Below are 12,946 nucleotides of genomic sequence, written 5' to 3' on the forward strand. Positions count from 1 at the left end.
GGGAAACACGTGTACGGCTCAACGGCCCTTCGGTGACCGGTGCGGCGGCTGGGCCGGTGCCGGGCGGACCGGCGGGGGCGGCAGCGGGCGCACCACGGGGCCGTCGCCGTTCACGGTGAGGGGTGTGCCGTGGTGGCGGATCGCCAGGGGGCCGCCGGAGAGCAGGGTGTACGTCGCCTTGTCGGGGCCGATCTCCACCCGCAGCCGGCTGCCGCGGAGCTGGACGCTGAACGCGAGCCGGCTGAACCGCTCCGGCAGCCGGGGCGCGAAGCGCAGGCCGGTGCCGTCGCGGCGCAGTCCGCCGAAACCGGCCACCAGGGCCGTCCAGGTGCCGGCGAGGGAGGCGATGTAGAGCCCGTCGCGGGTGTTCTGCTCCAGGTCGGCCAGGTCCATCAGCGCGGCCTCGGCCGTGTAGGCGTAGGCGAGGCGCAGATGGCCGGCCTGGGCGGCTATCACGGCCTGGCAGCACGCGGACAGCGAGGAGTCACGGACGGTCAGCGGCTCGTAGTAGGCGAAGTTGCGGGCGAGCTGCTCGTCGTCGAAGTGGCTGTCGCAGGTGTACATCGCGAGGACCAGGTCGGCCTGTTTGACGACCTGTTTGCGGTAGAGGTCGAAGTATGGGAAGTGCAGCAGGAGCGGGTACTGGTCGGGGCGGGTGCCGGCGAAGTCCCAGTGCTGGTAGCGGGTGAAGCCGGCGTGCTGTTCGTGGACGCCGAGTTCGTCGTTGAAGGGGAGGTGCACCGCCTCGGCCGCGTCCCGCCAGGCGGCGCTCTCCTCCTCGTCCACGCCGAGCCGGGCCGCCGCCTCGGGGTGGCGTTCGACGGCGTCGGCGGCCGAGAGGAGGTTCGCGCGGGCCATCAGGTTGGTGTAGGTGTTGTCGTCGGCGACCGCGCTGTACTCGTCGGGCCCGGTGACGCCGTCGATGTGGAAGGTGCCGTGGGTGTCGTGGTGGCCGAGCGAGCGCCACAGCCGGGCGGTCTCCACCAGCAGTTCGACGCCCGTTCCCGCTTCGAAGCCGAGGTCGCCGGTGGCCGCCACGTACCGCACGACGGCGTCGGCGATGTCGGCGTTGACATGGAAGGCGGCGGTGCCGGCCGGCCAGTAGGCGGAGCCTTCGGAGCCCTCGATGGTCCGCCAGGGGAACGCGGCGCCGCTCAGGCCCAGTTGGGCGGCGCGTTCCCGGGCGGCGGGCAGGGTGTTCTGCCGCCAGCGCAGGGCCTCGGCGACGGCGTCGGGCGCGGTGTAGGTGAGCAGCGGCAGCACGAAGGTCTCGGTGTCCCAGAAGGCGTGTCCGTCGTAGCCGGAGCCGGTCAGCCCCTTGGCGGGGATGGCGCGCTGCTCGGCGCGGGCGCCCGCCTGGAAGACGTGGAAGAGGGCGAAGCGGACGGCCTGCTGGATCTCCTCGTCGCCGTCGACCTCGACGTCGGCGCGGGCCCAGAAGTCGTCGAGGCAGGCCCGCTGTTCGTCGAGGAGGCCCTGCCAGCCGCTGTGTCCGGCGGCGGCGAGGGCGGCCTCGACCTGGTCGCTCATCGCGGGCCGGGAGCGGGCGCCGGACCAGCCGTGCGCGACGAGCTTCTCCACCCGCAGTGTCTCGCCCGGCTCCAGCACGGAGGTGACGGTCAGCCGGGCCACGTCCACATTGCTCTCGCTGCTCGTCGTGGTCCGACCGGGGCCGGTGACGGTGTGGTCGGCGGCCACGGCCACCCGCAGCCCGCTGCGTTTCGTACGGTGCACCAGGCGCAACCGGTTGCCGACGGCGACGTCCTCCTCCGGCTCCAGCGGCGACTTCAGGGCGCGGGCGGTGCGCGGGTCGTCGCCGGGCTCGGGCAGGCTCTCGTTGGCGACCAGTTCGGACTGGATCACCACCCGGGAGCGGCCGCCGACGGCCTGCACCTCGTAGGCGACGGCGGCGACGGCCCGCTGGGTGAGGGAGACCAGCCGGGTCGAGCGCACCCGGACCGTGGTGCCGGCCGGGGAGGTCCACTCGCAGCTGCGCTCCAGGACACCGCGCCGCAGGTCCAGCACCCGCTCATGGGCGACGAGGCGGCCGTAGCGCAGGTCGAACGGCTCGTCGTCGACGAGGAGCCGCAGGACCTTGCCGTTGGTGACGTTGATGACGGTCTGCCCGGACTCCGGGTAGCCGTAGCCCGCCTCGGCGTAGGGCAGGGGGTGCAGTTCGTGGACGCCGTTCAGGTAGGAGCCGGGCAGGCCGTGCGGTTCGCCCTCGTCGAGGTTGCCGCGCCAGCCGACGTGCCCGTTGGACAGGGCGAAGACCGACTCGCTCTGCGCGAGGACGTCGAGGCCCAGGGCCGTCTCGCGCACGCACCACGGTTCCACGGTGTACGAACGGTGGGTGATCACGCCTGCCCTCCCCGCTCCTGAAGGTCCGTGAGGTCCTTGAGGTCCTTGACGACGACGTCGGCGCCGTGCGCGTACAGCGCATCGGTCTGTCCGACGCGGTCAACGCCCACGACGTACCCGAAGTTCCCGGCCCGCCCGGCGTCCATCCCGGCCAGCGCGTCCTCGAAGACGGCCGCCCGGGCCGGTGGGACGCCGAGATCGCGGGCGGCGGCGAGGAAGGTGTCGGGGCGCGGCTTGCCCGGCAGTCCGCGTTCGGCCGCCACGACCCCGTCGATCCGTACGTCGAAGAGGTGTTCGGCACCGATCGAGCGCAGCACGTCCCGGGTGTTGGCGCTGGAGGAGACGATCGCCGTGCGCAGTCCGCGCGCGCGGGCCGCCTCGATGTAGTGGAGGGTGCCGTCGTAGGGCTGGACGCCGTCGGTGCGGATCCTCGCCAGGAGGATCTCGTTCTTGCGGTTGCCGAGCCCGTGGACGGTCGGGGCGTCGGGCGGGTCGTCGGGTCGGCCCTCGGGCAGCCGGATGTCCCGGGAGGCGAGGAAGGTGCGCACGCCGTCGGCGCGCGGGCGGCCGTCGACGTACTCGTCGTAGTCGTCGACCGGGTCGAACGGGCAGAACGCCTCGCCCTCGCGCGCGTGCAGGAACGCGTCGAAGGTCTCCTTCCAGGCGGCCGCGTGCACCACGGCCGTCCGGGTGACGACCCCGTCGAGGTCGAAGAGGCAGGCCTGGATGGCTTCGGGTAGGCCGAGCGTCGTCGTCATACAGGGTCCGGTTCCCCGGGATCCGCGCCGGTATGACGTCAGTCGTGGGGGAAGGAGTGGTGCTCGTGCGCGATCAGCCAGCGGCCGTGCTCCTTGCGCAGGCCGAAGGTGAGGCGCAGCCGCAGGGTGGGGCTCTCGGCGAGTTCCCGGGGTGTTCCGCAGCGCAGCAGGGCGTGGGCGTAGGCGACGTCGTGTCCCGCGGTGACGTCGAGGGTGTCGATGTCGAAGCGGGCGCCCTGGGCCTGCCAGGCGAAGAACGGCGGCCAGCAGGCCCGGTAGGCGGCCAGGCCCCGGATGCCCTCGTGCGGTGCCGGCACGTCGTACATGACGAGGTCCTCGGTGTGGCCCGCGAGGACGGTGTCGAGGTCCCCGCGGTGGACGGCGTCGGCCCAGCGGGTGATCAGGGTGCGGATCTGCGTCTCGTCGTCGGACACGGGTCGTCCTCCTTTCCGTTCCGTTCCGTGCTGCTTGCCGTGCTGACTTCCGTGCGGATCTCTCTGGGTCTCCTTCCAGGAGACTGCGACACTCTGCTGTGTGCTCACCTTCGACGATCTGCTGCGCCGGGCCCGTTCCCTCGCCGGGTCCGGCCGGCCGCGCGCGCTCCTCGGGATCGCCGGCAGCCCCGGTGCCGGCAAGACGACCCTCGCCGAGCGCCTGGTAAGGGAACTGAACGCCGACGGCGGGCCCTGGGCGGCGCACGTCCCGATGGACGGGTTCCACCTCGCCGACGCCGAGTTGGAGCGGCTCGGCCGACGGGACCGCAAGGGCGCGCCGGACACCTTCGACGCGGCCGGGTACGCGGCACTGCTGCGGCGGCTGCGGGAGGAGCCCGCCGACAGCACGGACGTGGTCTACGCGCCGGGTTTCGAGCGGGTTCTGGAGCAGCCGATCGCGGGTGCGGTGCCGGTGGAGCCGGCCGTCCGTCTGGTCGTCACGGAGGGGAACTACCTCCTCCTCGGCACGGGCGCGTGGGCCCGTGTGCGGGCCGAGCTGGACGAGGTGTGGTTCGTCGAGTCGGACGAGGAGGAGCGCGTACGCCGGCTGATCGCGCGGCACGAGGAGTTCGGCAAGGGGCACGAGGAGGCGGTGGCGTGGGTGATGCGCAGCGACCGGCGCAACGCCGAGCTGGTGGCGGCCACGCGGGACCGGGCGGATCTGCTGGTCGGGTCGGCTGTCAGTGGGCCGCGTTAGCTTCGGGAGTATGACCGAAGGCATCGTGTGGCCGGCGGGCCTGGACACCGAGGCGTCCGACATCGTGTTCGCGCGCGGAGTCCCGCCCGGTGAGCCGGCCGTGCGGATGGGGGCGGTCTGGTGCGGGTGGGGGGAGAGCGCCGGGTGGTCGTTCGCCCTGGAGCACGGGGGCTTCCGGGGCGCGGCCCGGCTCGGGGAGATATCCGCGGGCGCCGCCGAAGCCGTGCGGTACACGCCCTCGGACGGTCATCGTCCCTGGAGCACCGGTTCGGGCTGAACGGTCTTCCCCGGCTGTTTCCAGGACGCCCGGCTGCCCGCCCACCCGCTGCGGACTCCGGTCAGCGGCTGACGGCGGCGCGCAGCGTCAGCTGCGGCTCGGCGTGCGCGTCGTCCGGTCCGAGTACGGCGGTGAAGGCGTCCGTGGCCACGGCCAGCCCGTCCGGCGTCCACGCCACGGACACACCGGACGGTTCCTCCGTGCCGTAGCGCACCGCGAAGACGTGCAGGTCGTCGGGGGCGTCGGCGACCGGCCCGGCCTCCAGGGCGCTGGAGCGCACCAGGTGGGCCCAGCCCTGGTCCGGGTTGCCGTAGCCGCGCGGGTCCTCCGCGAGGGCGAAGGCGGCCTGCTCCTGGGTCAGCTCGGCGCGGGCGTCGAAGTGCTCGGCGCCCGTGGCCTCGGGGTGGGTCAGGCGCAGGGTGCCCGCCGAGGAGACGGGCGCGTGCGCCGTACGCCGGACCCGGTCGCCGTCGTCCTCGGCGTACGGCAGGCCGGCCAGCAGGTAGGGGCTGCCGTCGAGGCGTTCCACGGCGACCGTCGTCCACAGGGTGCTGCCGTCGGTGACGTACAGGGAGCGCACATGGCGCAGGACGTGGTCGCGGCCGACGACCGGCTTGGTGACCAGCTTGGCGGTCAGCCCGTCGGCACGGACGTCGCGGACGCGGACCTCGCCCATGGGGCGGCACAGCAGGAAGCCGTCGACGACGGGTCCGAAGCCGTGCTGGCGGTCGACCGCGGCGGGCAGCAGATAGGTGCCGGCCGCCTCGATCACGGCCGGGGTCATCCGGTCGTCGAAGGCGACGGAGACCGTGCCGGCCCGCAGCTGGTGCCGTGCGGCCCCGGCGGACGGCTCCCGGTGCCAGGGGGTGGTGTCCTGGATCTGCCAGACCAGCATCCACGCGAAGTGGCCGTCGACTCCGCCGTCCGGCTTGACGGCGTGCCGGGCCCAGCGGCTGTCGCCCCGGTAGCGGCCCAGGTCCGAGCCGATACGGGCGCCGAAGTAGCGCAGGCCGAGCACGGACTCGAAGGCGGAGTGCTGCTCGCTGTAGCGGGGGCCGCCGTTGTCGAAGCCGCCGTTGGTCAGCCGGGCGTCGAGGTAGCGGGCGAGGGTGTCGCCGTCCTCGGCGAAGACGTCCTCGCCGCTGATCCGGTGGGCCTGGGCGAGGAAGGAGAGGGAGATCGGGCCGTAGTTGTTGTCGTAGGCGCCGCCGTGCTCGGGGGGCAGCAGGGCACCCCGGTCGGCGACCCGGTGGGCGCGGATCTTCCCGTCGTACAGCTCGAGCGCGCGGGAGCGGACCCGCTCCCCCTCGGCGCCCGGCAGATGGCGGGCGAGCATGAGGCCGCCGACCACACAGCCGATGGCTTGGTTGCCGGCCTCCTGCGGGTTGAAGAAGGTGGCCTCGGTGAGCCAGCTCCAGTAGCCGCGCGCCACCTCCAGCAGCTCCGCGCGCTGCCCGTCGCCGGCCAGGGCCCCGCCGTCGGCCGTGTCGAGGGCGTCGAGGAGGTTCACGGCCTGGAGCAGTGCCCACACCGTGCTCGGCCAGTCGCCGATGGGGTGCGCGCCCGCCTCGAGGACGTACCGGGCGTACGGCAGCCCCGAGTCGCGGACCCTGAGGTTGGGGTAGCCGGGGTTGTCGTCCCGGTAGACCCGCTCGCGCAGATGGAAGGCGAGGCTGCGGCGGACCGCCTCCGGCAGACGCGGGTCCTTGCCGCGCTGCCAGGCCAGGGCCAGCAGGGAGGTGATGCCGAGGGAGGTGTCGCCGATGTCGTCGGCGCAGTCGGGGTGTTCGAGGCTGCCCTCGGGCGTGAGGCGCGCGAGGGCCTGCTCGGTGACGTCGGCGAGCACGGCGTCGTACGCCTGCGGGGTGTCCGGCAGGTCGTGCAGCGGACCGAGCTGGCGTGGGAGGTGCACGGGGATCAATCCTTCATGCCTGGGGGGCCGTGGCGTGGTGGGTCGGGGTCACACGGCGGGCGCGGGCCGGTGGGCGCGCAGTGCGACGGTCAGTGTGTGCGGGCCCTGTCCACCGAGGTAGACGCGGTTCCCGGTCGTCGCGTCGGTGCCGCCGACCACGGTGTGGTCCTGACCCGGGTCGTACCGCAGTATGTCGCTCCGGTCCGGCCCGGCGAGCGGTTCGCCTGCCTCGACGTCGGCCTCGATCCGGATCTCGTCGTCGCCGACCCGGTAGGTCATCGGCCCGGTGGTCAGGCACCAGCGTCCCTCGCCGATCGGTACGGCTCCCTCGGGCACGCCACCCGGCCGGAAGGTCAGTTCGAGGGCCCAGGGCACCCGTGGTCCGCTGAGGTCGATCCGCAGGTCGGCACCGTCCTCCCTCAGGTCCACCTCGACGCGGGTCGTGTGGGAGACCTCGTCCCGGGGCCGGTCCGGGAAGGCCATCGCGGCCGAGAAGCGTCCCTCGTCCGCCATCCGGTAGGCGCCGTCGTCCCGTCGCCGGTCCGGCGGCAGCGGCTGGTAGTAGGCGGCGGTGAGGGTTTCGGTGAGCCGGTACCGGTGGTCGGCGGGCTGCTGCATGCCGGCGGCGCGGAACGGGCCCAGGTCGAAGAACCCCCGGGAGAGGCGGACCGCGTCGAGGACGGCGTCACCGGCGAACAGGCGCAGGAAGGTGGGATTGCAGGCGAGGCCCGAGCGGATGCGCCGGTGCTCGGGCACGTCGGAGCCGCCGTACACCACCGTGTGCGCGGTGGCCGAGGCCCGTGCGGCGAGGCGCGCGGTGGTGAGGTACCGGTCACGCGGAAGTGTCTCGGCGGCCGGTGCCGGCAGGACGCGGCACAGGTCCGGGGTGAGGAGGGTCTCGGCGAGCAGGTTGGGGTCGTCGATGCCGTCGGCGGCCGCCAGCCGCGCCGCCCGGCCGAAGTCGCCCCGGCCGGTGCGGACCGCGAGCAGCCGGTAGTGCGGCAGATAGGGCGCCAGCGGGAACGGGTGGTTCTGGTCCTGCCGTCGCGAGTGGACGGTCTCCACCGTGCCGTCCGGCCTGATGAGGTCCAGGGTCGTGGCGAGGTTGCGTTCCACGGCGTCCCGCAGGTCGGCGCGGCCGAGCACGTCGGCCAGCAGCAGCAGCGACGGGTTGGACACATGGGCCGCGTAGTTGGCGCTCCGTTCCGAGTACAGGCCCTCCGCGTCGATGTCGACGCCCTCGGCGAGCCAGTCCTCGACGCGGTCGAGCAGCCGGTCGTCGGGGAACGACCGGTGCAGCCGGGCCAGCGCCGCGCACAGCTCCCAGCGGTGGTTCGGGGTGTGCACCCCACCGGTCAGGAGACTGCCGGAGGCGGCGCCGGCGATCTCGGCGAGCGCGGCCGTGACCTCGCGCAGTGCGGGCCCCGCGCCGGCGGCGAGGACGTGCGCGTCGCACACGTCGTTGACGGTGAACGCGGAGTCCGGTGGGGACTGCACGTTGTCGCCGCCGGCGAAGAGCCCGGTGGTGGTCTGCGCGGCCCGCAGGGCGCGCAGGTGGGTCATCGCGGCGGCGACGGCCCGGCTGCTGCCGTGCAGTGCCGAGTCCGGGGATCGGTATGCCGCGACCAGAGTCTTCACCCGGCGGGCCAGAGCGCGGTGGGGCACACCGGCGGGTTCCTCGTCGGGGCCGGCCGCCAGCGGGGCGGCCGGCCGGTCGGCGGCGCGGGCCACCGCGCGGACGAACTCGTGGTCGAGCGGGGGCAAGGTCAGTCCTTCAGTCCGGCATTGATGTCGGCGCCCATGACGTAGCGCTGGAAGACCAGGAAGATCACGATCAGCGGGATCATGGAGATGACCGATGCGCCGAGCAGTACCGACCAGTTGATGTTCTGCGCGCCGACGATGCTCTGGATGCCGATCTGCACCGTGAACTTGTTGGGGTCGTTGAGCATCAGCAGCGGCCAGATGTAGTCGTTCCACCGCCACTGGAAGGACAGGATGGCGAGGGTCAGCATGATGGGCCGGGAGAGCGGCACCATGATCCGCAGGAAGATCGACAGTTCGCGGGCGCCGTCGATGCGTGCGGCTTCGACGAGTTCGTCGGGAACCGTCAGGAAGAACTGGCGGAACATGAAGCATCCGGTCGCGGTGAGCACGGCCGGGAGGATGATGCCGGCGAACGAGTTGTAGAGGCCGAGGTTGCGGACCACCAGGAACTCCGGGGCGAGCATGACCTCGGACGGCAGCATCGTGGTGGCCAGGATGCAGATGAAGAAGACCTTGAGCCACTTGTTGTCGTACTTGGCCAGCGCGTACCCGGTGCAGCAGCTGACTCCCACCGTGAGGATCGTCGTGATCACGCACACGATGGCCGTGTTGACGAAGTACTGGGAGAAGTTGGCACTGCGCCACGCGGTCAGGTAACCCGACAGGGTGGGGTTGTGCGGAACCAGCGTCAGCGGATAGGAGAACAGGTCGCTGGCCGGCTTGAGGGAGCTGAGGATGAACCACAGCACCGGCAGCCCGTACAGGCACGCCAGGATCCACAGCAGTGTCGTCGCGGGCACCGCCCGACGGAGCCCGCCGCTGCCCGCGGCGCGGGGCCGCTTCTTGGAGACGCCCCGTCCGGAACCGGCGTCGACCGGGCGTGGCATGTCTGTGGTTGTCATCGGTTCTCCACCCGCCGGTTGACGATCAGCTGGATGATCGCGACGGCCATCAGGATGAGCATGAGCACGAATGACGCGGCGCTCGCGTAGCCGATCTGGCCCCGTTTGAAGCCGGTCTCGTAGATGTACTGGACAAGCAGGTTGTTCGACGTGCCGGGTCCGCCGTTGTTGAGGGCGACGAACACCGGGTATTCCTTCATCGCGTTGATCGTGTTGAGCAGGATGACGATGAACGAGGTGGGCGCGATGCTCGGCAGCGTGATGCTGATGAACTGGCGCCACGGGCCGGCGCCGTCGAGCGAGGCCGCCTCGTAGTACGACACCGGTACGTTCTTGATCGCCGCGATGAACAGCAGCATCGAGAAACCCGTCCAGGCCCAGGATGCCGCCATCACCACCACCATCAACGACAGGTCCGCGTTCGACTGCCACGGAACGGCACTTCCGCCGAGCTTCTCGATGACGTAGTTGACCAGTCCGAAGTTCTCGCCGAACAGCCACCGCCACAGGACACCCACGACGATGGGCGACAGAAGCCATGGGATGAAGAAGACGACCCGGGCGACCGACGCGCCCTTCGCGTGCTTGCTCACCACCAGGTTGGCGGCGAGCAGCGAGAGCGCGAAGTTCAGCGGCACGAAGAGCACGGCGTACAGCAGCGTCCGGGTCAGCGCGTCGTAGAACGTGGAGTCCCCGAACAGGTTGTGGTAGTTGTCCAGTCCGATGAACTGGAACGCCCCCACCCCCGTGTAGTTCGTGAAGGAGTAGACGAGCCCGATCACCGCCGGCCAGACGAAGAACAGCGAGAAGAGCACGACATTGGCCGCGATCAGGACGAGCGGCGCAAGGGTGTACTTACTGCGTCTCCTGGGCGGGCTCGCGGACACGTCCGAGGCGCGTTTTGTCATCTTCCTGACTCCGTGCTGGTGGAATGGATTGCGGTGGGCTCACGGCATGAGCCGGGCGTCACGTGGACGACCAGGGCCGGGCGGCGGTGTCTCCACCCCGCCGCCCGGCCCTGTGGCCTACGATGCGCCGCCGACCTGCTGGTTGTAGCCGGCCACGATGTTCTCCAGGGCCTTGTCCGCCGACTGCTGGCCGTTGATCGCCTTGCCGAGCTCCGTCTTGGTCGGGTCCTCGGTGAGGCTCTTGCCCTTCAGCACCCAGTTCGTCTGCGCGCCGTTGAAGTAACCGGAGATCGGGGCGTAGAGCGGGATCTCCTCGTTGTACAGCTTGAACGCCGCCTGCGCCGCCTCGGAGGTGAACGGGTACTGCGGGTTCAGACCGCTCTCGACGGGCAGGAAGCCGGACGCCTCACACAGCTCGCGGTAGTGGTCCGGCTCGTAGACCCAGGACAGGAACTTCTGCGCGGCGGTGGCCGCGGCACCGTTGTTGTTGAAGCCCACCATCATGCCGCCGCTGTTGACGTCGCTGGCCTGCACCGGCTGGGCCGGGGTCGGGACGCTCGCCCAGTCGAACTTCTTGATGCTGTCCGCGAAGGCGGCGACCTGCCACACGCCGGACCAGTAGGCGACCACGTCACCGCTCTGGAACATGGCGGACGGGTCGGCGCCGCTGGTCCACACCGACTTCGGCATGGTCTTGTTGTCGTTCAGTCCGACGAAGTAGTTCACGGCCTTCTTGGTCGCCGCGTCCACCGAGAACTTGCCGGAGGAGTCCGCGTGGACGTACTGCCCGCCCATCTCGTACACCATGGCGCGGAGCCGGGACGGCGACTGGTCGAAGGTCAGGGAGTACTTGGCGCCGGTCTTCTCCCGGACCTTGTTCGCCGCCGCGATGAAGTCGGTCCAGGTCCAGGTCTTGTCGGGCGAGGTCGGGAAGGAGACGCCGGCCTTCTCGAAGAGCGACTTGTTGATGAACAGGCCGGACGCGGTGACGTCCGAGGGGATGGCCAGCACCTTGCCGGACGAGTCCTTGGCGAGGAAGTTGGCGTTGATGTTGTTGCTCTTCTTGTTGGCGATGGACTTGAGGTCGATCAGCTTGCTCGACCAGATCGGGTCCAGCGCCGGCACGGCCGCCACGTCGGGCAGCGAGTTCGCCTGGGCGGCGTTGTGCAGCTTCGTCGTGTAGCCGTCGTAGGGGATGTTGACGAGCTTGACGGAGACGCCGGCTTCCTTCTTGTACTGCGCCACCAGCTTCTTCCAGCCCGCGTCCTGGCCGGGAACCGTGGAGATCCAGAACGTCAGCGACTTGGAGGTACCGCCCGAGTCCGATCCCGACCCGCAGGCGGAGAGCAGCAGGGCACCCGCCGAGGCAACGGCAGCGAGGGGAACCAGGCGGCGCATACCGCCGCGGCCGAGTCGGCTGGAGCGCCGCACACCCACATTGGTCATCTTCGATCCCTTGTTTCGTCGTAGGGGACGGAGCACGGCGCCGACCGAAGCGGCACTGGTGCAGTTTGCTGGAGAATGTGCTTTCCGAGGGCGCGGCCTCGCCCGGCCGCGTCATCCTGACGGGCGAGGGTCCCCGGCCGCTGTGGCCGTCGCCGCACAAGCACGCCCTGGTGCGGTTGCCCTACGTCGAGTACGGGCGGGACGCTCGCTCCAAGCCGGCGTCCCGGCCGACTTAGAAAGCGCTTGTCCGGACATTGGCAGACCGAGTCCGAAACCGTCAATCCTTCATCCGCGCCGCCTCGGTCACGGTTTGGACTCCTCTGGCGACCGCGAGCCGTGCCGCGCCCACGACGGTGCCGAGATCACCGATCTGGCTGCTGACCACTTCGGTGGGCCAGCTCAGCCGCTCCAGCTCGGCCCGCACACCGGGCAGGAGCTGCGGAAACGCGCCGGTGCTGCCGCCCAGGACGAGCAGCCCGGGGTCCAGTACGGCGGTCACCGCGGCGGCCAGCCGGCCCACGTCGGCGGCATGGCGGTCGACGACGGCACGGGCCGCGGCCCGGCCCTCCCCGGCGAGGGCGAAGAGCCGGTCCGTGGTACGCGGGCACGGCCCGTCCCGGTCCGCCCAGGCCTCCTTGGCCCGGCGCAGCAGCGAGCGGGCCCCGATGTACTCCTCCAGGGCCTCCCGGCGCGGCTCACGGCCGTCGTCCCAGGGGTAGGGCAGCCGGGCCAGCTCACCGGCCGCGCCGTTCGAGCCGCGCAGCACCTGGCCGCCGACGACGATGCCGAGACCCACACCCACGCCGATCCGCAGATAGCCGAAGGTGTGCCGGCCGCGGGCGGCGCCCTCGTGCAGCTCGGCGAGCGCGGCGCAGTTGACGTTGTTCTCGAGGTGGACGGGGACGCCCGGGGGCAGGGCCACGGCCATCGCGTCGAAGACCGGGCCCGCCTTGGCGGTGGCCGGACGCATCCCGCTGCCCTGGAGGTCCCGCGCGGTGACGTCACCGACGGCGACCACGATGGAGCGCAGCGGGGCACCCTCGGGGAGCGCGGCGAGCGCCTCGCGCACGGCGTCGGCCGCGTCCTTGCGGGAGGCGGTGGCCTCGGCGAGCAGGGTGCCGTCCAGCGCGCAGCCCCTGACCCTGGTGTGCGCGGGGCCGAGGTCGACGGCCAGGACGGCCCCGGCGACGGGGCCGAGGCGGTATACGGCGGCGGAGCGGCCGGTGCCGCTGGAGGCGGTGCCGGAGTGCGCGGCGAGCCGGGCGCCCTCCAGTTCCGCCACGGCGGAGGAGACCGTCGGCTTGGAGAGCCCCGCCAGGCTGGCGAGCTGCGGCCGGGTGGCTCTGCTCGCCTGCGCCAGCACGGCGAAGACCGCGCTGGCGCTCTCGGTCAGGCGGGGGGCTTCCGCCACGTCGTGTTCCACA

11 protein-coding genes are annotated in these 12,946 nt (G+C 71.7%); 2 read left to right on the forward strand and 9 right to left on the reverse strand.

Annotation, left to right across the window (positions count from 1 at the left end; genetic code table 11):
* Positions 1-18: 18 nt before the first annotated feature.
* Genes AQJ64_RS08980 through AQJ64_RS08990 form a run of 3 tightly spaced genes read right to left on the reverse strand, consistent with a single transcriptional unit; the run spans position 19 to position 3,553 of the window.
* The gene (locus AQJ64_RS08980) at positions 19-2,361 is read right to left on the reverse strand and encodes a glycoside hydrolase family 65 protein (protein WP_055638241.1); all 2,343 of its coding nucleotides are present in this window, start codon (positions 2,359-2,361) and stop codon (positions 19-21) included.
* The gene (locus AQJ64_RS08985; protein ID WP_055638242.1) at positions 2,358-3,119 is read right to left on the reverse strand and encodes an HAD family hydrolase; all 762 of its coding nucleotides are present in this window, start codon (positions 3,117-3,119) and stop codon (positions 2,358-2,360) included. The genes AQJ64_RS08980 and AQJ64_RS08985 overlap by 4 nt, the downstream gene beginning before the upstream one ends.
* A gap of 38 nt (positions 3,120-3,157) precedes the next feature.
* Complete coding sequence (locus AQJ64_RS08990) at positions 3,158-3,553, reverse strand: YybH family protein (protein ID WP_055638243.1); 396 nt, start codon at positions 3,551-3,553, stop codon at positions 3,158-3,160.
* Positions 3,554-3,653: 100 nt separating this feature from the next.
* Here AQJ64_RS08990 and AQJ64_RS08995 point away from each other — a divergent pair, with 100 nt between their 5' ends.
* On the forward strand, positions 3,654-4,310 hold the full coding sequence (locus AQJ64_RS08995; RefSeq protein ID WP_055638244.1) for a nucleoside/nucleotide kinase family protein: 657 nt from the start codon (positions 3,654-3,656) through the stop codon (positions 4,308-4,310).
* Between the two features lie 10 nt (positions 4,311-4,320).
* The gene (locus AQJ64_RS09000) at positions 4,321-4,587 is read left to right on the forward strand and encodes a hypothetical protein (protein ID WP_159060279.1); all 267 of its coding nucleotides are present in this window, start codon (positions 4,321-4,323) and stop codon (positions 4,585-4,587) included.
* A gap of 61 nt (positions 4,588-4,648) precedes the next feature.
* Here the strand turns inward: AQJ64_RS09000 and AQJ64_RS09005 are convergent, their stop codons facing one another.
* From AQJ64_RS09005 to AQJ64_RS09030, 6 genes are all read right to left on the reverse strand, one after another.
* Positions 4,649-6,499, reverse strand: a complete 1,851-nt coding sequence (locus AQJ64_RS09005) for a hypothetical protein (RefSeq protein WP_059202552.1) — start codon at positions 6,497-6,499, stop codon at positions 4,649-4,651.
* A 48-nt stretch (positions 6,500-6,547) separates the two neighbouring features.
* Entirely contained in the window at positions 6,548-8,263 is a 1,716-nt protein-coding gene (locus AQJ64_RS09010) for a hypothetical protein (RefSeq protein WP_055632093.1), read from the reverse strand.
* Between the two features lie 2 nt (positions 8,264-8,265).
* Entirely contained in the window at positions 8,266-9,168 is a 903-nt protein-coding gene (locus AQJ64_RS09015; protein ID WP_055632092.1) for a carbohydrate ABC transporter permease, read from the reverse strand.
* A complete protein-coding gene (locus AQJ64_RS09020; protein ID WP_055632091.1) occupies positions 9,165-10,076 on the reverse strand; it encodes a carbohydrate ABC transporter permease in 912 nt (303 codons plus the stop codon). The genes AQJ64_RS09015 and AQJ64_RS09020 overlap by 4 nt, the downstream gene beginning before the upstream one ends.
* A 117-nt stretch (positions 10,077-10,193) precedes the next feature.
* Positions 10,194-11,522, reverse strand: coding sequence for an extracellular solute-binding protein (locus AQJ64_RS09025; RefSeq protein WP_055632090.1), 1,329 nt, complete (start codon positions 11,520-11,522; stop codon positions 10,194-10,196).
* A gap of 277 nt (positions 11,523-11,799) precedes the next feature.
* On the reverse strand, positions 11,800-12,933 hold the full coding sequence (locus tag AQJ64_RS09030) for an ROK family protein (protein ID WP_240512488.1): 1,134 nt from the start codon (positions 12,931-12,933) through the stop codon (positions 11,800-11,802).
* Positions 12,934-12,946 lie beyond the last annotated feature (13 nt).

Source organism: Streptomyces griseoruber (assembly GCF_001514205.1).
Lineage (GTDB): Bacteria > Actinomycetota > Actinomycetes > Streptomycetales > Streptomycetaceae > Streptomyces > Streptomyces griseoruber.